The 23,708-nt window shown below is 35.8% G+C and carries 17 protein-coding genes and 6 tRNA genes; 22 read left to right on the forward strand and 1 reads right to left on the reverse strand.

The window, feature by feature from the left end; all coding sequences use genetic code 11:
* Positions 1-213: 213 nt before the first annotated feature.
* The 19 genes from H8S01_RS13620 to H8S01_RS13710 all read left to right on the forward strand — a co-directional run bounded on the left by H8S01_RS13620 (position 214) and on the right by H8S01_RS13710 (position 17,423).
* Positions 214-287: transfer RNA gene (locus H8S01_RS13620), tRNA-Asp, on the forward strand.
* Between the two features lie 34 nt (positions 288-321).
* Positions 322-394: transfer RNA gene (locus H8S01_RS13625), tRNA-Val, on the forward strand.
* 6 nt (positions 395-400) lie between these two features.
* Positions 401-472 (forward strand) — tRNA-Thr (locus tag H8S01_RS13630).
* A gap of 33 nt (positions 473-505) precedes the next feature.
* Positions 506-587, forward strand: a tRNA-Tyr gene (locus H8S01_RS13635).
* A gap of 67 nt (positions 588-654) precedes the next feature.
* Positions 655-728: transfer RNA gene (locus tag H8S01_RS13640), tRNA-Met, on the forward strand.
* A 4-nt stretch (positions 729-732) separates the two neighbouring features.
* Positions 733-805 (forward strand) — tRNA-Phe (locus H8S01_RS13645).
* 270 nt (positions 806-1,075) lie between these two features.
* Positions 1,076-4,819 (forward strand): type VI-A CRISPR-associated RNA-guided ribonuclease Cas13a, encoded by a 3,744-nt coding sequence (gene cas13a, locus H8S01_RS13650; protein WP_207723069.1) that lies wholly within the window; start codon positions 1,076-1,078, stop codon positions 4,817-4,819.
* A gap of 358 nt (positions 4,820-5,177) precedes the next feature.
* Positions 5,178-6,143 carry a hypothetical protein gene (locus H8S01_RS13655; protein ID WP_186837526.1) on the forward strand — a complete coding sequence of 322 codons (966 nt, stop codon included), beginning with the start codon at positions 5,178-5,180 and terminating at the stop codon, positions 6,141-6,143.
* Positions 6,118-7,470 (forward strand): tetratricopeptide repeat protein, encoded by a 1,353-nt coding sequence (locus tag H8S01_RS13660; RefSeq protein ID WP_186837527.1) that lies wholly within the window; start codon positions 6,118-6,120, stop codon positions 7,468-7,470. Before H8S01_RS13655 ends, H8S01_RS13660 begins: the two co-directional genes overlap by 26 nt.
* Before the next feature lie 11 nt (positions 7,471-7,481).
* The gene (locus H8S01_RS13665; RefSeq protein ID WP_186837528.1) at positions 7,482-9,140 is read left to right on the forward strand and encodes a hypothetical protein; all 1,659 of its coding nucleotides are present in this window, start codon (positions 7,482-7,484) and stop codon (positions 9,138-9,140) included.
* Positions 9,141-9,266: 126 nt separating this feature from the next.
* Positions 9,267-10,307 carry a L,D-transpeptidase family protein gene (locus tag H8S01_RS13670; RefSeq protein ID WP_186837529.1) on the forward strand — a complete coding sequence of 347 codons (1,041 nt, stop codon included), beginning with the start codon at positions 9,267-9,269 and terminating at the stop codon, positions 10,305-10,307.
* An 80-nt stretch (positions 10,308-10,387) separates the two neighbouring features.
* Positions 10,388-11,845, forward strand: coding sequence for an aminotransferase class I/II-fold pyridoxal phosphate-dependent enzyme (locus H8S01_RS13675; protein ID WP_186837530.1), 1,458 nt, complete (start codon positions 10,388-10,390; stop codon positions 11,843-11,845).
* Positions 11,846-11,913: 68 nt separating this feature from the next.
* Complete coding sequence (locus tag H8S01_RS13680; protein WP_186837531.1) at positions 11,914-12,513, forward strand: guanylate kinase; 600 nt, start codon at positions 11,914-11,916, stop codon at positions 12,511-12,513.
* Between the two features lie 14 nt (positions 12,514-12,527).
* On the forward strand, positions 12,528-12,968 hold the full coding sequence (locus tag H8S01_RS13685) for a YaaR family protein (RefSeq protein ID WP_021866821.1): 441 nt from the start codon (positions 12,528-12,530) through the stop codon (positions 12,966-12,968).
* Between the two features lie 73 nt (positions 12,969-13,041).
* On the forward strand, positions 13,042-14,034 hold the full coding sequence (locus tag H8S01_RS13690) for an ATP-binding protein (protein WP_021866822.1): 993 nt from the start codon (positions 13,042-13,044) through the stop codon (positions 14,032-14,034).
* Positions 14,035-14,066: 32 nt separating this feature from the next.
* The gene (locus tag H8S01_RS13695) at positions 14,067-14,981 is read left to right on the forward strand and encodes a PSP1 domain-containing protein (protein ID WP_021866823.1); all 915 of its coding nucleotides are present in this window, start codon (positions 14,067-14,069) and stop codon (positions 14,979-14,981) included.
* On the forward strand, positions 14,974-15,723 hold the full coding sequence (locus H8S01_RS13700) for a tRNA1(Val) (adenine(37)-N6)-methyltransferase (protein WP_186837536.1): 750 nt from the start codon (positions 14,974-14,976) through the stop codon (positions 15,721-15,723). Before H8S01_RS13695 ends, H8S01_RS13700 begins: the two co-directional genes overlap by 8 nt.
* Positions 15,716-16,582, forward strand: coding sequence for a 16S rRNA (cytidine(1402)-2'-O)-methyltransferase (rsmI, locus tag H8S01_RS13705; RefSeq protein ID WP_021866825.1), 867 nt, complete (start codon positions 15,716-15,718; stop codon positions 16,580-16,582). Before H8S01_RS13700 ends, rsmI begins: the two co-directional genes overlap by 8 nt.
* A complete protein-coding gene (locus H8S01_RS13710) occupies positions 16,572-17,423 on the forward strand; it encodes a deoxyribonuclease IV (protein WP_186837532.1) in 852 nt (283 codons plus the stop codon). The genes rsmI and H8S01_RS13710 overlap by 11 nt, the downstream gene beginning before the upstream one ends.
* Before the next feature lie 98 nt (positions 17,424-17,521).
* Here the strand turns inward: H8S01_RS13710 and H8S01_RS13715 are convergent, their stop codons facing one another.
* Positions 17,522-18,166, reverse strand: coding sequence for a TetR/AcrR family transcriptional regulator (locus tag H8S01_RS13715; protein WP_186837533.1), 645 nt, complete (start codon positions 18,164-18,166; stop codon positions 17,522-17,524).
* 184 nt (positions 18,167-18,350) lie between these two features.
* Here H8S01_RS13715 and H8S01_RS13720 point away from each other — a divergent pair, with 184 nt between their 5' ends.
* From H8S01_RS13720 to H8S01_RS13730, 3 genes are all read left to right on the forward strand, one after another.
* Positions 18,351-20,441 carry an efflux RND transporter permease subunit gene (locus H8S01_RS13720; RefSeq protein ID WP_186837534.1) on the forward strand — a complete coding sequence of 697 codons (2,091 nt, stop codon included), beginning with the start codon at positions 18,351-18,353 and terminating at the stop codon, positions 20,439-20,441.
* A gap of 53 nt (positions 20,442-20,494) precedes the next feature.
* The gene (locus tag H8S01_RS13725; protein ID WP_186837535.1) at positions 20,495-22,873 is read left to right on the forward strand and encodes a hypothetical protein; all 2,379 of its coding nucleotides are present in this window, start codon (positions 20,495-20,497) and stop codon (positions 22,871-22,873) included.
* 194 nt (positions 22,874-23,067) lie between these two features.
* Positions 23,068-23,553 (forward strand): QueT transporter family protein, encoded by a 486-nt coding sequence (locus H8S01_RS13730; RefSeq protein WP_021866830.1) that lies wholly within the window; start codon positions 23,068-23,070, stop codon positions 23,551-23,553.
* Positions 23,554-23,708: the final 155 nt, after the last annotated feature.

Below are 23,708 nucleotides of genomic sequence, written 5' to 3' on the forward strand. Positions count from 1 at the left end.
TGGTGACGTGTGGAGCTGATTCATACTAATAGGTCGAGGGCTTAACCGAAGAGGTTAGGTTTGTAAGGAAACGCAACGAGATAGAACGAGAGTTATCTTTAAAGGTAATCGGATGAAAAATTATTATGAAATGTACTTTACAAATGTTAAAGTATCTGATATATTTAATGTGCAGTTTTGAAGGAACAGTCCTTCATAGCTTTTTAAGCGATTGGCCTGGTGGCTCAGCTGGTTAGAGCGCCGCCCTGTCACGGCGGAGGTCGTGGGTTCGAACCCCATCCGGGTCGCTTTACAATTTAATATTGTATTTTTGTATATTATGGGATCTTAGCTCAGCTGGGAGAGCATCTGCCTTACAAGCAGAGGGTCACAGGTTCGAGCCCTGTAGGTCCCATCATATGCCGACATGGCTCAATGGCAGAGCAGCTGATTTGTAATCAGCAGGTTGTTGGTTCGACTCCGACTGTCGGCTTTTTATTGATGATATTTTATCTCAATAATATTAGGGCGGATTCCCGAGTGGCCAAAGGGGACAGACTGTAAATCTGCTGGCTATGCCTTCGAAGGTTCGAATCCTTCTCCGCCCATTCAGTTTTACTTTTTAAGAATAAACTGATTTTGTGTAACATATAATGTTGTGTATCAATTAAATAACGCGGGGTAGAGCAGTTCGGAAGCTCGTCGGGCTCATAACCCGAAGGTCACAGGTTCAAATCCTGTCCCCGCTACTACGCCTAGATAGCTCAGTCGGTAGAGCAGAGGACTGAAAATCCTCGTGTCGCTGGTTCGATTCCGGCTCTAGGCACTAAGTCAAGGAACTCAATCTTTTTTGAAAGATTGGGTTCCTTTTTTGTTATTGTAATAAGTTAAATTATAATTTTCACACAAATGTGTTAAATAATCATTGACAATTTATAAAATAAAAAGTATTCTATAAAAAAGAATACAAAATATTGGTACGGATGAAAAGGGAGATGTAATAGCTGAAACAGGAAAAGTAGTTAATGAGGCATTAGATAAAAAGAGCAGGCTGTATACGCCATTTAATAATCAGAAAGTAATAATAGATAAGAATTTGCAGAGGTATGCTAATAATTTAAAGAGATGTTATATCAATTTTGTAAAACAATATGTGAATAATAAATCATTTAATTATAAAGCGATGCAGTTTATTCCGGATATTCAGAATCCGAAAACAAATGATGCGGTTAATTACAGAACAGATAGAGATAATGTTTATAATAAGAATAAATATTATGATAAACAGACAAAAAGTAAATCAAAAAAATTCATATATGAAAAAATTGTAATTCCACAAAATGAGCAGAATATTGTTATTTCAGCTCTGGTTAATTGTTCTCTGAGAAAAAGTTTAAGAAAAGATGTAAGTTATAAAACAAAATCAGGAGAGATAAAAACATATAATTTACCGGAATTAGTAAAAAAGTCGATGAGATTCTATTGTCTTGAGGGTCAGAGAGAGCCGGATGAAAAAGAAAAATATGAGATGTATATATTATTTTCTTATATGAAAGAAGACAAAAGAACTAAGAATACAGATTTATTGGTAAAGTCCATTTCAAACCAGAATACTAAGGTTAAAGTTGAAGATATTGATGGTAACAAATTATTAAAATTGTCAATTGCAGACACAAAGAAAAAGCCGTTATGGGAATATCTTATTAAATATGCAGATTCATCAAGACAAAGAGAACTGATGTATGATATCAGAAAGAAAATAATACTATATGTTGCTGGGATAGAAGAATATGAGAATATTAAAGAAGATTCCGGATTGAGTAAGGTGAGCTGGAGTAAATATAATATTTCAGATAATAAAATGTTTTTTGATATAAATAGTTGCACTGATAAAAGAAAGCAGAATTTGGAAATAAAAATCAGAGAGGCAAATATTGAACATTACAGAAATGCATCATCAAAGCTATGTGATGATGAAAGTATATTCTGGTTTCAACATTTTGAAGGTGTTATAGAGACATTATTTTCAAAAAAATCTAAAATATCAGAAGAAAGATTAGGATGTACATATATTTGCGATTATTTATGGAAAGATTTTTTGTCATATTTAGCTGCTAAATATATTGATTTGGGAAAAGGTGTGTACCATTTCACAATGAAAGACAAGTTAGATATGCTTAATAAAAATGAAGCAGTAACAGATTTAAGATTTGGTATTGTTTCAGAAAAATATGAAAAAGGTATTACATCATTTGATTACGAAAGAATAAAGGCAGAAGAAGAACTTGATAGAAATATTGCAGCTTATGTTACTTTTGCGGCAGATATTTTTGCAAAATCAGTTATAAAGTCGGATTACAGAACGAAAAAAGATAATAACAGTGATGTATTGCAATACAGCGATAAGGAATTTAGAAATTCTGAAGTAATAAGAGATAATGCAGAGAAAAATATTTTGCAGTATTGGGGCGGATACAGCCGCTGGGGTACAGAAAACAGTAAATTGCCAGAGAACAATAAAGTATCAGATTTTGGCAAATTGGATGTAAGTGATTTATGTATTGATATAAAGAAACACCTTGCCGGGATAAGAAACAGTAGTGTTCATTATACGACTAAAATAAAAAACGAGTCAGCCGCAGACGGCAGCAATGTAAAAATACTTTTTGAAAAAGATTTAGCTGATATAAATATAATATATGCTGATAAATATTACAGTAATAATGTGTGGATGTTTTATAGTTTAGAGGATATCAATAAACTTATTGCGTTTTTATATAAAGAAAAAAGAGTAATAAGACAAGTACAGATACCATCTTTTAGCCGTATTTTGAAGAGAAAAGCAATGCAGGATGTAATAAATGAAATTTTTAAAGATGATTTTGATGAAAACATTGTAAATCCTGAGTTGAAAGAGAAGTATAGAAATTCATTATATTTCATGTTAAAAGAAATATATTATAATGCATTTATAATTCAGCCTGAATTAAAAGAAAAGTTCAAAGATAAAATTAAGACAATGAAGTCTGAGTTATATAATAAACTAAAGACGATTGATAAAAAAGAATATAAAGCATTGTATTGCATGCTTTCAAATGAGGAAAGTGCTTTGAAAAATTTTGCAGACCGTATTTATTCGGTTGATGGTGATAATGTGTCATTTGCGGATATATGTAAGATTTTAATGACGGATTATAATATGCAGAATCAGGAAAAAAAGAATATAGAATCAATGGAGCAGAAGAAGAAAAACAAAGGAAAAGATGAAAATTATAAGCATTTTCCATTGTTATTACACAAAGTATTAAAAGAACTTTTTATTGAGTACTTAAAACAGACACATGAACTGGAATTTCTAAGAAATAATATATGTATAAAAAGCGATGTTACAATGGAAAGTTTTGAATCTCAGATAAAAGGGGTAGAGATATATAAAGATTTAAAAGAAAAGATAGATAAAAATAATTCCCTGCTGGACTGGTATGTGATTGCACATTTTCTTATGCCAAAACAGTTGAATCATCTTATAGGTAATATAAAAAATTATATTCAGTTTGCAACTAATATAGATAAAAGGGCAGAAAGTGTAAAAAATCTGACAGAATCAGGTATGGTAAAGAGAATACAATATTATGATGATATAGTGAGAACATTAGAGTTTTCAGCACAGTATATTGGAAAAATCAGTAATAATATTAATGATTATTTTAATAGTGAAGATGAATATGTAAGTTTTTTATCAAAATATGTTGGTTTTATTAATGATAAATCTGAAGACGTACTTACAGAATTAAAGGATTTCTGTCGTGAAAAAATAAATAACGGGTCACAAATAATAGGGATATATTATGGAGGGGATAATGTAATTATTAATCGAAATGTGATATATGCCCAAATGTACAGTAATGCGGAAGTATTCTCAAATATTTATAAAAAAGTAACTAAAAATGACATAATTAATTATTATGAAAAACAGAATGATTTAAAAGATGTTTTTAAGAGTGGTGTGTGTCAGAATGAGGATGAACAGAGAAGTTTATGTGAATTCCAGCAATTGAAAAATCGTATTGAATTAACTGAATTATCGACATATGCAGATATGGTAAACGATTTTATGGCACAGTTTGTAGAATGGGCATATCTGAGAGAAAGAGACCTTATGTATTTTCAGTTAGGAATACATTATATAAGATTATTTTATTCAGATAATGTTTTGGATGAAAAGTATCATAAATTAAGTGATAATGTTATTGATATTGAAGAAGGAGCATTATTATATCAGATTGTTGCAATGTATGATTATGAATTAAGAATATTTGAAACTGATAATTCCGGCAATGCAAAAAGAATTGGACAGGGAGGTCCGGGAAAGTCTATACCGGTATTTTTAAAGAAATATTGCAACGGAACGGATGTATATGAATGTGGACTTGAATTATTTGAGGATATAAACCAGCATGAGCATATTATCAGATTTAGAAATGATATTGCACATATGAGATATATGTCTAATCAGGCAATGAGTATAATGAGCATTGTAAGTAATATATACAAAAGTTTCTTTGTCTATGACATGAAATTAAAGAAAAGCATATCACTTGTATTTAAGAATATTCTAATGAGATATGGTGTTATTGCTGATTTGGTATTTTCTTATAACAATAAAAATCAAAGCATAAAAGATGACATGGATATTAATATAATAAATATAAAGAATCTGAAATCTGATAAATATGTATATAAAATAGTTAATGAAGATATTGTGAAACAGGTAGAGATAGAAATAAGAAATCAGGTGTTTTTGGAGCAGCTGCATAAGCTGTTATATTTCAGCAGATAAGTAAAAATATTACAGGCAGATTATACAGGCAGATTATACATGTAAATTATATGACCATACTTGATAATGATATTGATTTGTATGATTAAAAGTGATACTCTGATATTAGAAGCAGCAGATGTTGCTATGGAGACAGTCCGATATAGAGGACAATAAAATTTGAGATCCTCCTTTTAATTGTATTTCCTGATAATATTCTGCTGGAGACAGTTTTGAATATTGTCAAAACAAAAAACTGTTATCAGGTACATATGAGTATCCGGTAACAGTTTTTTTGTAAAAAATAAGTTTTAATATTCGCAATAATAATAAAATGTAGTATAATGTATAGTGATAAATGATTATGTGAGGATGAGACATGGTAACTATTTCGTTGGATGAGTATGGTGAGTTTGAAAAAAATGAAAATAAACCGCTGTTTATAGCCGGACTGATTTTTGATGATTTGGATAAAGACGATGAGGTATTAGCAGAACGTGCAAGAATAAAATCTTATTATAAAAAGGCTATAAGTGATGTTGAAAATACTTTGGTGGAAAGCGGTGAGTATACAGGAAGTGAACTGATGTATCCACGCGACCTTCATTCAAATGGAAACAGAGACCGCGACAGAAATGTGATTAAGCCGGTAAAATTAAAGATATCTGAGACACTTTCTGAATTCATAGAATACGGAACTTACAACCAAAATCCATTAAAGGGTGAAGATGATAAGGAACTTCCGAAACGAAAAGGAATGTACCATTTATTTGTAATAATAAAAAGTGCGGACGGAAAGAAAAAACTGTTGTCTGAAAATGCAGGCATGCTTGCCAATGATGAATGGGCAGCGAACAGATATTTTCATATGGCAAGTACTGTTGTAAACAGATTGATTTTTCATAATCCGTTATATCCGGACGGACATGCTTCGTCAATTAATATAGATATTGCGACAAGAGCAACTGGCAGTACAAGATTTATGGATCCGGAGTTACGCCAGCAGTTTGAAGAACAGGCTTACAGTGATAATATTTACAATCAGAATTCTGATTATGGATATTACAAGATAATGACTCCTGATATTTATAGGACTCTGATAGCACAGGAGATGGTTAGCAGTGACAAAATTAATGTTAAGATTGATAAACTCAATGTAAGTTCAATAAAGTATAATGCAAACAGAGAAAATATGGAATTTCTGTATTTGTCTGACAGTATATGTTCAGTTCTCGGGTACAGGCTGTACAGGTATAATACATGTGCCGATGACTGGCTGGAAGATATTGTTGACAGGGTTAAGCAGCTTAATCCTCAAAATGAAAAGTATGGTATTTGGATATGATGAGATAGATAATTATTTTTCAAAGGCATGGAACTGTTATGAGAATAAGCATTATTATGAAGCATTGTCTGTAACATATGATGCAATGACAAAAGAGGGAAAGTTCGCTGAGTATTATAAAAAAACGTGGTTTCCATATATAGAAGATGCGATAAAAGATAATATTTCACCGGAGGATTTTACAATCGGGGTTAATAATCTTGAAGAACTGCTTATGGTAAATAATCTGAATCAGGAAAAATCACTGTATCTAATGGAACAATTTGAATCTATGGCTGATAAAGTTTCATTGAAGTATAAAAGTAAAGAGATGATGGCAACAGCCTTATTTAAATTATATAATACAGGAGTTTCTGTTTTTAGTTATATAGGAGCTCCTGCCACGGCACTTGAATATTATAAAAAATGTAAAAAATATGCTTATTATGTTGGAACAGATGCAATGTTTGCAACTAATAATAAGCTGGCAGGATGCCTGACAGATGCGTTTGAATGGGATAAGGCATTGAATATCTGTAAGGAAAATATTGACAATTATAAGGCTGTATCGGATATAAAGAGAAAAATCTGGAATGAGGAGAATGATGCAGATTTTCTTGATGAGGCAAAAATGATAAGCCAGCTTGCAGGTTTATATGCATTAAAAAGGAGTAACGAGGCTGAGAAATATTTCAGAAAAGCATTAAGTATATTTGAAAAAGGTACGGCTAATTATAAGATAACACAGTCATATTTGTTGCATTATTATGCTGACATGAATATGCAGCCTGAATTTGACAGGGAAATTACAGACTATTTTGATGGGAAAAATACTTATTGGCAGATGTTTGGGTATATAACAGATATGGAGGAATCCGCACATTCATTATTTTCTGTTGAATATGCAATATATGTTCTTATCAGGGGAATATTTTATTTTCATCAGGATGAAATAGATGATGTTTTCTGGGGCAGGCTGTGCAATATAGATAAGATAATTTATATGAAAACAGGCAGCAGGCCAAGCGGTCATCCGTGGGAAATTACCTATAAATATATGGAAATTATGGCTGTAAAAAGAAATGATGATAAGGCAGTACACAGATTTGCATTATTAAAAAGTGATTGCCTGACAAGAAAAGGTACACTGATTAGTGCAATAGAACAGTTTGGAAAGGCTGAAGCAGCACAATATGAAAAGAATTTTATTTTAAGAGATTCCGTAACAGAAAAACTTGCAGAATTTTTATGTGATAAATTTGACATATTGAAGAACCGTAAATTTTCGGATGACGGAAATGTCAGATATGGTGAGCTTACAGAATATTTTACTTTTATGTACCGTTAGGATGGGAAAATATGAATAATTTTTATTATTTGGATGCATTATGTTTAAGATATGTCGTGCCGTTTAAATTCAATGAATTATTTGAGGATGCATGTAAAAAAATAGAAAATCAGAAACAACAAAAATTTAAAAAAGACAAGCAGACAGGAAAGAAAATACCATCAGGCGACCAGAAGCTCTGGGTAAGAAGATGTGTTACGCAGGCTGCCCCGGAAAGTGATTTATATGAATATATCCGTGATGAATTCAGATTTGTGGATAATGAAAATGAAGCCAAAGAACAGAAATCAGGCTGTGAGTGGCTGTTTTGGAGAAGCAGGGAATCGGCTGAAAAAGATGGTCAGAGCATAAAGGATTTAATTTATTTTCCGGATATGAATAAACAGGATGATGGTAAATTACCGGAATCATGGAAAGTTAAAATATCAAATGCCGGAATTATGCTTTTTAGAAATGGTCTTGGAATGTTATGGTATGAGATAGGATTTCACCAAAAAAATATAAGAATAAATTCTGATGAATTAAAAGTATTTCAAAATTATATAAGAGAACTGAATCATGGAAAAACTGCTTCAATCTGGGAAGAAACAGATGAAAATGCACAATTCGGATTAATTTTAAAAGAAGTAAATAACCATAAAACTGTTATTTCTCCATTTTCATTTGGAAAATGGGTTAATGATATGGTGGATTTTCTTGATATACATTATATGGCAGAAAGAAAAAGTGCATATAAAAGTTTATTAAAAAACGGAAGTAAATATGCAGAAAAATTGCAATACAGGATTATTTCCGGGGAGGATAAGCCAGATGCAGATGTAGTGTCTGATATCAAAGTTGCCGATAAAGCAATTCTTTTTACATATGCCTCTTTTGAAAAAGATAATTTTAAAGATTCGAGGGAGGACAGAATTTCATTATCATATCATCTGACAAACGGATATAATGATTCGTATCATTACGGAAGTGATGTTGTTGATGAAATGAGACATCCATTTGATGATGTTATATGGTATGCAACACAGGAGGGAGTTTCTTATCTGGCATGGCCGTCGGAGGATAACAGGAAAACATTTAAGGAACAGTTATTAAAAAAAGCTGGAAGTGATTATTTTACGCTGTATATGAAAGCATTATATCAGTCATTTTCATTGTTGCTTTATGCGGAAAAAATACAATCAGGTATATCTGCTGTCAAAATGCATTTATCAGAATCAGATACAAATGTCAATTTATTATACAATGAGATTAATCTGTTTCTTACAAAGAGTATGGCAACGTCGGTAAGCCATATACATCATCAGAGTGAATTTTATATTTACATCAAAAAGAGACTGAGGATAGACGAAGATGTTGACAGTGTAACAGCCGGGCTTAATGCTATGGATGGTTTGCAGCGGGAAATGCGGGAAGAAGAGGAAAAGGAGAGCAGTGATAAAATACAGTTTATAATGGGAATTTTTACATTGTTTGGAATTTTCTCGGCTCTGGTTGACAGTTGTGAATTGTTTAACATGTTTTCACAAGATGGTTCTTGGCATAATCTTGGAAATAATGCTAAAACGGCAGAAGTTATTATTATGGTTGTTATTGTTGCTTTGGCAGTGTGTATTGTGTTTGGTATTTTCAGGGAGTATATCAAAACGAGAAGAAAGGACAGAAAAAAATAATACTTTACAAAATAAATTAAAAAAACTATTTCAATAAGACATTACGTATACTATAATAGAAAATGGTATATGCAAAGACAAACGTCAGAAAATATATGATTTATTATGTACGAGGTATGATTATTTATGAATAAAGGAAATATTAATTATAAATATTTGAGAAGAAGGAAAAGTTGGTTTCGCAGAAATATTCCGCTGGTTATAATGTGGGCAGTTATCGCTGTAGTGGTTATTGTGCTTGGGATTATCGGTTCAATGAAGCTTTTTGGATATGGAATTTTTAAGAATAGAAATAATGATGATAAAAAAGTACAGACTGTAACCGAAACGGAGGAGACAACGGCGGCAAGAGAGGTGGTATGGATTGATGATAAAGAGCCTGCTTCAAAAGTTGTAAGTTATACACCACCTGCAGATGCGGCTTTTCCATATTTTATTAAGGTCAACAGAGCAGCAAACTGTGTAACTGTTTATGGAATTGACGGAAAAGGTGAGTATACGGTTGCGGTTAAGGCATTTGCAGCATCTTGTGGACGCGAAGGCAACGAGACAATAACAGGAGAAAATTTTACAACTTCTGATAAATACGAATGGGGGCTTATGGTTGACAGTACATATGGACATTATGTTGTAAGAATAAGTGGTCCATATCTGTTTCATTCAGTACCATATTTTTCAGCTACGGGTTCAGCACTTGAGACAGAAGAGTATAATAAGCTGGGTTCAGTTGCGTCGCTTGGCTGTATCAGAATGGCAGTCCGCGATGTCAAGTGGATTTATGATAATTGTCCTGCTGGAACAAAAGTTACAATCTATGATGATGCTGCCAATCCGGGACCACTTGGAAAACCTGAAAGTATTAAGATTCCTGTAAACAGTCCTAATGCGGGATGGGATCCAACTGATACAGACCCTGCAAATCCGTGGATTAAAAACAGTGCAGCTATAACAGGTGCAGCTGATATTACGGTAAAGGTCGGAGAGAAAGCTAATCTTAAGGCCAATGTTCATGCAACAGATACCTGCGGAAATGATATTACAAGCAAAATTATTACGATAGGTCATTATACATTCGACCAGGTCGGAGAATATGACATTAAGTATAAAGTAACAGATGCAATCGGAAGCGTGGCTGAAAAGACGGTTAAGCTTAAAGTTGTTGAGTAAACAGGTAACCGCACAATAGCAAGGGCATGTAAAGAATGTAAATTTGTATTGGTTGATTGTAATTAAAACAGAAAGTTTATATGAAAATGGAAGCAGAAAATGCTTCCATTTTTAGTAAGGTGCTGTATATGGGAAATAAAGATTTATATGACCGCCTGAGTGAGCTGGCGGCGGGGGATATTGTCCCGCTTCATATGCCTGGGCATAAGAGAAATACTGATATTTTCAGTATGAGCAATCCGTATGGAATTGATATTACCGAGATTGACGGGTTTGACAATCTGCATAATGCTGACGGAATAATAAAAGAAGATTTTAAAAGAGCGGCGAAGCTGTTCGGAGCTGACGAGACGCTTTTTCTAGTGAACGGAAGCAGTGCAGGAAATATGGCAGCAATATGTGGTGCATCAAAAAAGGGTGATACTGTTATTGTTGCCAGAAATGTGCATTGTTCGGTTAATAATGCGTTGTTTTTAAATGAATTGAATCCTGTATACATATATCCTGAAATTGACGAAATTGGTATATGCACAGGAATAACGAGGGAATCGGTTCGTGCAGCACTTGAAGAACATCCGGAGGCTTGTGAGGTTATTATTACTTCTCCGACATATGAGGGGGTTGTAAGCGACATTAAAGGAATTGCCGAGGAGACTCACAGGTTCGGGGCGGTTCTGATTGTCGATGAAGCACATGGAGCACATTTTAATTTTCACGATAAGTTTCCCGAAAGTGCGGTAAAATGCGGTGCAGATGCAGTTATTCAGAGTATTCACAAGACACTGCCGTCATTTACGCAGACGGCACTTCTTCATCTTAACGGAAATCTTATAGATAAAGACAGGGTGAAGAAATATTGGAATATTTATCAGTCAACAAGCCCGTCATATATATTGATGGCGGGAATTTCAAGGTGTCTTACGTTTCTTGAAGATAATATGTGCGATTCAGTGTCATCAGGTTATATGGACGAATATGTTTTTAGACTTACAAATTTAAGAAAAGAAATAAAGAAACTTAAATATATAAAGCTGCAGGAAGTCGATGACATTTCTAAAATTGTGCTGGTTGTAAATGACGGAAAAAACCTGTATGATAAATTATTGAATGATTATGGAATACAGCTGGAAATGGCTTCGGTCAATTATTGTATTGCGATGACAAGCGTAGGAGATAAACAGGTATATTATGACAGGTTTATTGAGGCATTGCGGCAACTTGACACGCCGGAAAAAGAGTATTCCGGAAGTTATAGTCCGGCACTGGTAAAGGCTGTTGTGGCATTGAATATGTATGAAGCTGACAGCTGCGATAATGAAACTGTCAATATCTGTGACAGCATTGGGCATATTGCAGCTTCAAATATATGTTTTTATCCGCCGGGAATTAATCTTGTAAATGCAGGTGAGGTTGTGACGCAGGAAGTTATTGATGTTATAAAAGACGGACTTGGACATGGGCTCAGTGCAATCGGAGTTGAGAAAGCGGCAGACGGCAGCACGTTGATTAAATGTGTAAAACAAAGAACAGTATTATGATTAAATGCATAAAACAAAGCTGAAGCAATAGAAATGTCAGGTTAAATATAAAAACAGGAAAAGTAATTATGAATGAAATAGTATTTATAATGGGAAAGAGTGCCAGCGGCAAGGATAGGATTTATCGTGAATTGTCAGAGGATAAAGCACTCGGGCTTAATAAGATTACAATGTATACAACGAGACCGCTAAGAAGCGGTGAGGCTGAAGGCAGGGAATATCATTTTGTTGATGACGATACTGCAAAAAGGCTTGAAAATGAGAACAAAATAATAGAGATACGCTGTTATGATACTGTATTTGGAGTGTGGAAATATTTTACGGCAGATGACGGACAGATTGATTTGGCTTCTGGAAAGCGGTATATTGTAATCGGAACGCTTGAAGCATATGATAAATTCTGTGAGTATTACGGAAATGAGCATATTATGCCGATATATATAGAAGTGGATGACGGAGTCAGGCTCATAAGGGCTGTAAAACGCGAGATGCAGCAGGAAAATCCGCATTACGAGGAACTTTGCAGAAGATTTCTGGCAGATGCAAAGGATTTTTCGGAGGAAAATATCCGTAAATCCGGTATAACAAGACGATTTGCTAATAATGGAGAATTTGATGACTGTGTTGATGAAATCAGGCAGGCGTTAAAAGAGTTGGTTTATGAATAAGGATGTGATATAATATGGATATCAAGGTAAATGATGTAGCAAAGACACAGCAGGTTGAGACAAAGCAGGCAGAAAAGCCACATGATGATTCTTTTAAATTTACACTGATTAGCAATATTGAGGAAAAAGACCTTCAGGAAAAGCTGAGAGGCATGATGGAGGATATAACTGAGCAGGGTAATAAGATTGCAAAGCACATGGATATTAAGGATATGAAGAAGTACCGTGAGCTTGTAAAAGGTTTTATGAATGAGGTAACATCGAGGTCTCACCAGTTTTCAAGAGAAAATTTTCTTGACAGAAGAGGAAGACACAGAGTGTATGGCATTGTCAAGCTTGTGGACAAGAATCTTGATGATCTGGCGTCGGAGCTTATGAAAGATGAGAAAGATCACCTTGCCATTGTCGGAAAGGTTGATGATATAAGAGGATTGCTGCTGGATATTTCAATGTAAATAAGAATTTTAAAATAAAAAATTTTTAGATAAAAATCCGGGAAATTGCAGGGCAGCAGAAAGAGGAACAGGAATGAGTACGTTTGCAGATATTTATGGACATGATAAGATAAAAGAGCATTTGCAAAAGAGCATAGAGCTGGATAAGGTTTCCCATGCATATATTTTTAATGGAGGACTTGGTGCCGGCAAAAAGACAATTGCAAAGTTATTTGCAAAGACACTCCAGTGTGAAAAGCATGGCATAGAGCCATGTAATGAATGTCATTCCTGCATACAGGCAGACAGTTCAAATCAGCCTGATATTATCTGGATAAGACATGAAAAACCGGGCAGTATCGGTGTTGATGATATAAGAGAGCAGCTTATAGGTGATATGCAGATAAAGCCTTACAGCAGCAGATATAAGATTTATATTATTGATGAGGCGGAAAAACTTACAGTACAGGCACAGAATGCCCTGTTAAAGACTATTGAAGAGCCGCCGGCGTATGGTATTGTTATTATGCTTACGACAAATGCGGATATATTTTTACAGACAATTTTGTCAAGATGTGTAAGACTTGATTTTAAGCCGGTTGCGGATGAACTTGTAGTTAAGTATCTCAAGGACAATTATGATGTTACAGACTACGAGACTAAGTTTGCGGCAGCTTTTGCACAAGGAAATATAGGACGTGCTGTTACGATTGTTACATCAGGTGATTTTGCCAAGCTTAAAGACGAAGTTCTGCATGTTGTGCGTTATGCACAGGAGATGACTGTGTCAGAGATTATGGCTGAAGTCAAGAATATTGCCAATTATAAACTTACAATTGATGATTATCTTGACCTTATGGCTATGTGGTATCGTGATGTGTTGGTATTTAAGAGTACCAATGATGTTAATCCGGTTATTTTTAAGGATGAACTGTCGCAGATTAAAAGTCAGGCATCACATTTTTCTTATGAGGGATTGCAGGATATACTCAATTCAATAGATAAGGTTAAGATTCGTCTTAAAGCAAATGTCAATTTTGATTTGGTTATTGAGCTTTTAATTATGGCGATAAAGCAGGCGGTATAGAAGTATTAGATATAGAGAATGGAGATTTATAGATGACAAAGGTTATTGGTGTTCGTTTCAGACGTGCCGGAAAGATTTATTTCTTTGCACCGGGAAAGTATACGGATATTTCGGAAGGAGATCATGTTATTGTTGAGACAGCAAGGGGCGTTGAATATGGCAATGTTGTTCTTGGAATACGTGATGTTGAATATGAGAAGGTTATACAGCCTTTGAAAGCGGTTATCCGTGTTGCAACACCTGAGGATGATGCAAGAGAGGCAAAGAACAGAGAGAAAGAAAAGGAAGCCTTTAAAATTTGTCTTGAAAAGATTGCAAAGCATAAGCTTGCAATGAAACTTATAAAGGTAGAGTATACATTCGATAATAATAAAATACTATTTTATTTTACAGCAGACGGAAGAATTGATTTCAGAGAGCTTGTAAAGGATTTGGCTTCTGTTTTCAAAACAAGAATAGAGCTTAGACAGATTGGTGTCAGGGATGAGGCAAAGATTCGCGGCGGAATCGGTGCATGTGGAAGACCATTATGTTGTGCAACATACATGCCTGAATTTATTCCGGTTTCTATCAAGATGGCAAAAGAACAGAATCTTTCGCTTAATCCGACAAAGATTTCAGGTGTGTGCGGACGACTTATGTGTTGTCTCAAAAATGAAGAAGAGGCATATGAAGATTTGAACAGCAGACTTCCGGCTGTCGGAGATTTTGTTACAACTTCAGATAAGCTGAAAGGTGAGGTTACAAGTGTTAATGTTCTTCGCCAGAGAGTTAAAGTTACTGTAACTCTTGATGGTGATGAAAAGGAAATCCGCGAATATCCGGTATCTGAACTGAAGTTTAAGTTAAGACGCAAAAATGATAAAGTCCAGATTAATGACAAGGAACTCAAGGAACTTGAAGAACTGGAGAGAAAGGAAGGTCAGTCTCATATTACAGATGAATGATGTAATTAGTGAAAACGAACGTATAGACGACCTGCAATGCAAAGGATATAGATTAATTCAGAATACGGCGTGTTTTTGCTTCGGCATGGACGCCGTGTTGTTATCTTCATTTGCCACAGCGGGGAAAAATGCCAGTGTGCTTGATTTGTGCAGTGGAAATGGTGTTATTCCGATTCTCATGCACGCTAAGAATCCGCAGACAAAGTATGTAGGAATAGAAATTCAGGATGTGGCATTTAATCTGGCACAAAGAAATGCCAGTCTTAATAATATAAGCGGTGATGTAGTATTTGTGCAGGGAAATATTAAAGAAATAAAGAGTCTTACTGAAGGCAGATTATTTGATGTAGTTACGACTAATCCGCCATATATGACGGAAAAGCATGGGATTGTGAATCCTGAAAGTGCAAAGGCGATTGCAAGGCACGAATTGCTATGTAATCTTGATGATGTTGTCAAGGCGGCAGCAGACAGCTTAAAGGTGCATGGCAGATTTTTTATGGTACACAGGCCAAAGCGTCTTGTTCAGATTTTTGACTCAATGACATCACATGGACTTGAGCCTAAACGTATAAGAATGGTTCATCCGTATGATGACAAAGCTGCTAATATGGTGCTGATAGAAGCTGTTAAGGGCGGAAAGCCGCAGCTTGATGTCGAACCGCCGCTGATTGTATACAACCATGACGGAAGCTACACGCAGGAACTTTTGAAAATGTATGGAGATAATGCTGATGAATGAATATGAAAATAAAGGAAGACAGGGAATTTTATACCTTTGTGCAACACCGATAGGCAATCTTGAAGATATAACATTCCGTGTTCTCAGGACACTGAAAGAGGTTGATTTGATTGCGGCGGAGGATACGAGGAATTCAATGAAGCTTTGTAATCATTTTGATATTAAGACGCCTCTTACAAGCTATCATGAATTTAATAAGTATGACAAAGCAAAAGTTCTTGTTGATAAATTAAGAGCAGGAGCGGACATTGCAGTTATAACAGATGCCGGAACACCGGGAATATCTGATCCCGGAGAAGAACTTGTAAAACAGTGCCATGAAGCGGGAATTACAGTGACGTCACTTCCGGGACCGGCAGCATGTGTGACAGCACTTACTATGTCGGGGCTGCCGACAAGAAGATTTTGTTTTGAAGCATTCCTGCCGTCGGACAAGCAGGAGAGAAGAGATGTTATTTCTGAGCTTGAAAATGAGACAAGAACCATGATTATATATGAGGCACCTCACCGCCTGAAAAAGACACTTGCTGAACTTACAGAAGTTTTTGGGGCAGACAGGAGACTTTCCGTATGCAAGGAACTTACAAAACGCCATGAAAATGTATTTCTTACGACATTTGGAGAGGTTGTGGAATTTTATGAAAATAATGAGCCACGCGGAGAATACGTCCTTGTGATTGAAGGAAAATCGCGTGATGACATAAAAAAGGAGCAGCAGGCACAGTGGGAAAGCATGAGTATTGTTGAGCATGTTGACAAATATATTGCCGATGGAATGGATAAAAAGGAAGCAATGAAAGCTGCGGCAAAGGACAGAGGAATATCTAAAAGGGAGGTTTATAACGAGTATGTCAAATGAAAATTCACAAAAATTTAAAATAGGCTGCCATTTATCGGCATCTAAAGGTTTTCTTAATATGGGAAAAGAGATTGTTGCACTCGGTGGCAATACTTTTCAGTTTTTTACAAGAAATCCGCGAGGAGGTGCAGCAAAAGATATTGACGAAAAGGATGTTGAAGCATTTAAAAAGTTTGCGGATGAGAACGGAATTGAAGTTATTCTTGCACATGCACCATATACATTAAATGCATGCTCGGCAGATGAGTCAATCAGGGATTTTGCAAAGCGTACATTTGCTGATGATCTGGCAAGAATGGAGTATGTACCGGGAAATCTTTATAATTTTCATCCGGGAAGCCATGTAAAACAGGGCGTTGAGACAGGTACAGAGTATATCGTAGAGATGCTTAACGAGACAATCAAAGAATCACAGACAACTACTGTGCTTCTTGAGACTATGGCTGGCAAGGGCTCCGAGATTGGAAGAACATTTGAAGAATTGAGAGCAATTATAGATAAGGTTGAACTTAATTCGCATCTTGGTGTATGCCTTGATACATGCCATGTTTACGATGCGGGATACGATATAGTCGGAAATCTTGATAATGTCATTAAAGAATTTGATGATGTGATAGGTCTTTCAAGACTTAAAGCCATTCATATCAATGATTCAAAGAACCCTTTTGCAAGCCATAAGGACAGACATGAAAAGATTGGTGAGGGGTCTATAGGAAAAGATGCGTTTGAGGCGATTATCAATCACCCTGCACTTATTAATCTTCCGTTTTATCTTGAAACACCGAATGACGCTGCCGGCTATGCGGCAGAAATTGCACTTTTAAAATCTTTAAGAAAATAAATCTTTATGAATATAGCCGCTGGTGTACAGCAGATGACCGCCGGACAGCAGACAGCCGCCAGAGTCCATATTTACATGAGACTCTGGCGGCTGATTTATCAAATACCAAACTTTGGGAGATATTTTTCATCACCGGATTGATGGTTTATTATTATTGTTCGTATTGTCTGATAAAGATAAGGTTTTAAAGTTTCAACGTCTACAGGTTCTTTGTTAATTATGGCACTGTATGTCGTTGAACTGACAAGTTCGATTATCTGGAAAATCATTATTTCTGGATTTTCTATTTTCTCATCACTCTCATCTATCATTTTATAAAAAACGTCCTGAAAATTGACATTTTCGGGAGCAACATTTTTGGTCAGAGCCTGTTTGAATATTCCCCAGCTCAGATTCTTGGAAATAAAAGCAAGCAATGACTGATTCTGAGATAATTCATTAATTATATAATCAACTATAAATATAATCTGGTCTATAAAATCAACCTTTTTTGTCTGAATCTGATATTCGTCAAGAGCAGTCTTAGCTTTTCCGAAAAGCTTGCTTGATTCGTGTGAAATCAGCTTATTTCTTATATCATATTTATCTTTAAAATACAGATAAAATGTTCCTTTTGCAATTCCGGCAGCCTTTGAAATCTCGGCAATTGATGTTTTATTTACGCCTTTTGTTGTAAAAAGTTCATATGCTGTATTTAAAAGGGACGTCTGTTTTTGCAGTTTGTTAAGTTCTATTTTACCCATGTTAATACGCCTCGTAAATTGAATGTCTTTTGTGCATAATAACGCAATTATATTTTTTTGTCAAATAAATGACCAAAAGTCATAAAATTTTTATAAACAATATTGACTGATGGTCATTTTGTGCTATAATGTGCAACGAAAGAAAGAAATGACCATTAGTCATAAATAAGAATGGAGGAAGACAATGGAAAAATTAGGAAGAGGAATTGTCAAGGCGAGAATTCCTATTTTGGTTATCAGTATTCTGCTTCTGATTCCTGCGGCTTTGGGTTATATCAATACCCGTGTTAATTATGATATTCTTTATTATCTGCCAAAGGAAATCGATACAATGCAGGGTCAGGATATTCTGCTTGACGAGTTTCAAAAAGGTGCTTATGCGATTGTTGTGGTTGACGGTATGCATGGACGTGAGCTTACAAAGCTTGAAGATAAGATTGAAAATGTTGACCATGTTGCAAAGCTTATTTCTTATAACAGTATCGTAGGTGGAGATATTCCGCTTGAGATGATACCGGAAAAGTTAAGAAGTCAGTTTTACAACAGTGACAAAGATTCAACGATGCTTGCGATTTTCTTTGATGATACAACATCAAGCGATGGTACTATGAATGCGATTAAGGAAATCCGTAAGGTTACAGACGGTCAGTGCTTTATAAGCGGTATGTCGGCAGTCGTAACAGATACAAAGACTCTTTCAGAAAAAGAGACACCTATTTATGTATTGATTGCAGTTATACTTGCCTGCATAGTATTGGCATTATTCATGGATTCATTCCTTGTTCCGGTATTCTTCATGTTAAGTATCGGTATCGCAATTGTTTACAACCTCGGTTCTAATTATTTTATGGGTGAGGTTTCATATATTACAAAAGCACTTGCGGCTGTTCTCCAGCTAGGTGTAACACTTGACTATTCAATTTTCTTATGGCACAGCTACAAGGAAATGAAAGAAGAGTATGGTGATGACCATAAAGAAGCTATGGCACATGCGATTGCAAGTACAATTACATCTGTTGTAGGTTCATCAATTACAACAGTTGCCGGATTTATAGCACTTTGCTTTATGAGTTTTACACTTGGTATGGATCTTGGTGTTGTAATGGCTAAGGGTGTTGTATTCGGTGTTATATGTTGTGTAACAGTTCTTCCGGCACTTATTCTTACATTTGATAAAGCACTTGAAAAGACAATGCATAGAGAGATTCTTCCGGCAAGATTTGATAAGCTGGCAGGATTCATTGTAAATCATGCATGGATATTTATTGTTATATTCGTTGCATTATTAGGACCGGCAATTTACGGTTATCAGCATACAAACGTATATTATGATTTGGCAGATACACTTCCTGCAAATCTTGATTGCTCAATTGCAAACAAAAAACTTGAAGAGAACTTTGATGTAAATTCAATTTATATGATTCTTGCAGATTCAGAATTGAGTTCAAAAGACGCAAATAAGATGATGACAGAGATTAAAGATCTTGACGGTGTAACATTTGCTCTTGGTCTTGATTCTGCAATAGGTAATGAGATTCCTAAGGAACTTATACCTGAGAGTTTAAAGTCAGAACTTGTAAGTGATAAGCATCAGATTATGATGGTTGGTTCAGATTACAAGGTTGCATCAGATGAAATTAATAACCAGATTACAACTATTCAGGATATTGCAAAGAAATATGATTCGACATCAATGGTTATTGGTGAAGCACCTTGTACAAAGGATCTAATTACAATTACAGATACAGACTTTAAGCGGGTAAGTGCTGTTTCAATCGGTGCGATTGTTGTTATTATTCTTTTGGTATTTAAGTCAATTTCACTTCCTGTTGTTCTTGTAGCAGCGATTGAATTTGCAATTTTCATTAATATGGGACTTCCATATTACCTCGGAACAACAATACCATTTATTGCATCAGTTGTTATTGGTACAATTCAGCTTGGTGCAACAGTCGATTACGCTATTTTGATGACTACAAGATATAAGAGAGAAAGATTTGCGGGAGCTACAAAGAAAGAAGCTATTACAACAGCACTTTCAACATCAATTCCGTCAATCATCGTAAGTGCCCTCGGATTCTTCGCGGCTACATTCGGTGTTGGTCTTATCTCAAGTGTTGATATGATTGGTTCTCTTTGTTCACTTATGGCAAGAGGTGCTATTGTAAGTATGATAGTTGTTATATTTGTACTTCCATCACTTTTTGTACTTCTTGATAAGATTATTATTCATACAAGTATGGGATTTATCGATAAATCAAAAAAGCAGGCTTAAAACTACCGGCTGTAAGTTCCGGGAACTAGGATTGAATGGAGGATAATTATATTATGATTAAAAAAAGATTGTTTAAATTTACATCTGTATTCATGTGTGCAGCAATGATGGCTGTAAGTTTTGCAGCATGTGGCACTAATACAGCAAGTGTTAATGATACAAATTCAATTGCTTACGAGCAGTCAAAGTCAGGTGACGCTGAGAGCACATTGGAAAGTATTATCAACGAGCAGCTTCTTGGAGCATCTAAGTCAAATGTTTCAACAGTAAGCAAAGAAAACAGCAAGGAAGAGACAGTATATGTATTTGCTGATGCATCAGGCAGGCAGAGCAAACTCCTTGTAAATGAAAAACTTAAAAATGCAACAAATCAGAAGACTATTTCTGATGTATCTAATCTTAAAAACATAAGTAACTTAAACGGTGATGAGACATTTACAGCAAGCGGATCTAAGCTCAGCTGGGCAGCAGACGGTAACAGCATCACATATCAGGGAACTTCAGATGAAGCGGCACCTGTTACAATGAAGGTTACATATTACCTTGACGGCAAAGAGATTTCGGCAGACCAGCTTGCTGGCAAGAGCGGTAAGGTAAAGATTCGTTTTGATTATACAAATAACCTTAAAAAGACTATTACAGTAAACGGCAAGTCAAAACAGGCATATGTACCGTTTACAATGATTACGGGAATGATGCTTCCGAATGATAATTTCAGCAATGTTGAAGTTACAAATGGTAAGGTTGTAGAGGCTTCAGACAGCAATGTTGTTGTAGGTATTACAATGCCGGGTCTTAAAGACAGCCTTAACATAAGCTTTGACGGAAAGAAAGCAGACCTTGATATTCCTGAATATTTTGAGGTTAGTGCTGATGTTACTGATTTTTCACTTGATATGACACTTTCTGTAGCAACTTCAAATCTTCTTACAGATGCAAATCTTGATGATATTAATCTTAATGATTTAAACAGCCAGATTAACACACTGTCAGATGCGGGAAATCAGCTTGCAGACGGTGCAACAACACTTTCTGATGGTATTGCACAGCTTCAGTCAAATGTTCCTGATTTAACAAGCGGTGTTGCACAGCTTGATGATGGTGCAGGCACTCTTCAGAGTGGTCTTAGCCAGTATACGGACGGTGTTGCAAGTGCGGCAGACGGCGTTGCAGCTCTTGATGCAGGTGCTAACCAGCTTTCATCAGGTATCAATGCACTTTCTGATACATTCAAGAGTCAGATTTTAACAGGTGTTGCACAGCTTGCCGATGGTGCAGATGCACTTGTGGGCGGAATACAAAATCAGCTTATACCGGGTGCAAATACACTCAGTGCAGGCATTGATAAGCTGTCTGTAACTCTTAACGGTTCATTTAGCCAGATTAAGTCAAATGCAGATACATATGGTGTTAAGTATCAGACAGCACTCACATCTGCTAAGACACTTGAGACTGCAGCCACAACAACATTACCGAATGGTGCAACGCTTAATGATATACTTACACAGGTTGGGCAGCTTGCAGGCGGTGTTGATATGACAATAAAGACAGCAACAGATTTGTCAGGTGATTTGGCAGATGAGTCAAATGTGACAGCATTATTTACTAAATATATCACAGCTTACACGGCGGCAGTTAAGCTTGATACTTTAAGTGCATATAATACAGCTATAAAGGCACAGCTTGACACAGTAAACGGTACAATAAGCCAGATAACAGGCGGTGCATATAAAAAGCTTGATTCATTATACACAGCAGAGATGGGACTTCTTCTTCAGGCAGTAAGCAACGGAGGAGTGTATACAGCATTAAATACTGTATACAATACAGCAACACAGACAGTAGACCCAGAAACGGGATATAACCTTTCTCAAAGCCTTGAAGCACTTTCAAATGGTGCTAAACAGCTTATAGGAGGTCTTGGTCAGATTAAGGATGGAGCAGGTCAGATTAGTTTAGGTGCTAAGAAGTTAAAGATGGGCATCGGCTCATTTGATGAACTTAATCCTGCGGCTGAAACAGTGTGCTCAGCACTTTATAAGCTTCAGGCAGGCGGCAGCCAGCTTACAGGCGGTACTAAGCAGTTAGGCGATGGTCTTTCAACTCTCAAGTCAAATAATGAAACACTTAATTCAGGTGCATCAGCATTAAAGGCGGGTACATCACAGCTTAGAAGTGCATCAGCTACACTTGCTGATGGCGTTGACCAGCTTGCAGAAGGTTCAATCACATTGAAAGACGGTATGATTGAATTCAATGAAACAGGCGTTCAGAAGCTTGCAAATCTTGTTAAGAACGACGCACAGGATGCAGTCGATACAATCAAGAAGATTGTAGAATTAGGTAATGATTACCAGTCATTTGCAGGTAAATCTGATGATGTTAAGGGAACTGTCAAGTTCATATATAAGACTGAAGGAATCACAAAATAATTGATTCCGGAAAGTAACAAAAGGCTTATAAATAAATTGATTTTATAATTGACACCCCGAAAGACTTATGATATTCTCTATGAGTTGCCCCATAGTAAATTAAAGGTCTTTTGGGGTGATGTCATGCGACATCCAGATATCCGAGTGTTCGAGACCTTCCACTCGTAAAACAAAACTAAAGGAGAAAATTTAATATGAAAAACAAAAAGGCTGTGTTTATTACACAAGGTGCAGTTATTGCTGCGATTTACGTAGTGCTTGTCATTGTTTTTGACTATTGGAGCTTTGGTCCGATACAGTTCAGGGTTGCAGAAGCATTGACAATACTCCCATACTTTACACCGGCGGCTATACCGGGATTGTTTATCGGCTGTCTCATCGCTAACATACTTGGCGGAGCAGTAATCTGGGATATTGTATTCGGAAGCATTGCAACACTTATTGGTGCAGTTGGTACATATTTGCTTCGTAAAAACAAATGGCTTGCCCCTCTTCCTCCAATTATTGCCAACACAATTATAGTACCATGGGTATTAAAATATGCGTATGGCAGTGAGGGAATGATTCCATTCTTTATGCTTACGGTAGGCGGCGGAGAGATTATTGTATGTGGTATTCTCGGTATGCTTCTTCTGTTTGCATTGAATAAATACAGACATCAGATATTCAAAGATTTATAAAATTAAATATTTAAAAGTCTAAAACCCCCGGCGGTCTGGTGTGCTACCTGTCAATAGGACAATAAAAAATAATAAATTTTTGTATCGTCAGCCGAATTACGGCTGGCGATATTTTTATGCTACTTTTATATATTGATTATGATATTCCATTGGTG

It is taken from the genome of Lachnospira hominis (ex Liu et al. 2021), from assembly GCF_014287955.1.
In the GTDB taxonomy this organism is placed as follows: Bacteria; Bacillota; Clostridia; order Lachnospirales; family Lachnospiraceae; genus Lachnospira; species Lachnospira hominis.

Coding starts and splice junctions, on each gene's coding strand:
- H8S01_RS13700 (WP_186837536.1), top strand. CDS start 14,974: ATGAATGATGTAATTAGTGAAAACGAACGTATAGACGACCTGCAATGC.
- H8S01_RS13690 (WP_021866822.1), top strand. CDS start 13,042: ATGAGTACGTTTGCAGATATTTATGGACATGATAAGATAAAAGAGCAT.
- H8S01_RS13670 (WP_186837529.1), top strand. CDS start 9,267: ATGAATAAAGGAAATATTAATTATAAATATTTGAGAAGAAGGAAAAGT.
- H8S01_RS13715 (WP_186837533.1), bottom strand. CDS start 18,166: ATGGGTAAAATAGAACTTAACAAACTGCAAAAACAGACGTCCCTTTTA.
- H8S01_RS13695 (WP_021866823.1), top strand. CDS start 14,067: ATGACAAAGGTTATTGGTGTTCGTTTCAGACGTGCCGGAAAGATTTAT.
- H8S01_RS13680 (WP_186837531.1), top strand. CDS start 11,914: ATGAATGAAATAGTATTTATAATGGGAAAGAGTGCCAGCGGCAAGGAT.
- H8S01_RS13730 (WP_021866830.1), top strand. CDS start 23,068: ATGAAAAACAAAAAGGCTGTGTTTATTACACAAGGTGCAGTTATTGCT.
- H8S01_RS13660 (WP_186837527.1), top strand. CDS start 6,118: ATGAAAAGTATGGTATTTGGATATGATGAGATAGATAATTATTTTTCA.
- H8S01_RS13725 (WP_186837535.1), top strand. CDS start 20,495: ATGATTAAAAAAAGATTGTTTAAATTTACATCTGTATTCATGTGTGCA.
- H8S01_RS13720 (WP_186837534.1), top strand. CDS start 18,351: ATGGAAAAATTAGGAAGAGGAATTGTCAAGGCGAGAATTCCTATTTTG.
- rsmI (WP_021866825.1), top strand. CDS start 15,716: ATGAATGAATATGAAAATAAAGGAAGACAGGGAATTTTATACCTTTGT.
- H8S01_RS13675 (WP_186837530.1), top strand. CDS start 10,388: ATGAAAATGGAAGCAGAAAATGCTTCCATTTTTAGTAAGGTGCTGTAT.
- H8S01_RS13710 (WP_186837532.1), top strand. CDS start 16,572: ATGTCAAATGAAAATTCACAAAAATTTAAAATAGGCTGCCATTTATCG.
- H8S01_RS13665 (WP_186837528.1), top strand. CDS start 7,482: ATGAATAATTTTTATTATTTGGATGCATTATGTTTAAGATATGTCGTG.
- H8S01_RS13655 (WP_186837526.1), top strand. CDS start 5,178: ATGGTAACTATTTCGTTGGATGAGTATGGTGAGTTTGAAAAAAATGAA.
- H8S01_RS13685 (WP_021866821.1), top strand. CDS start 12,528: ATGGATATCAAGGTAAATGATGTAGCAAAGACACAGCAGGTTGAGACA.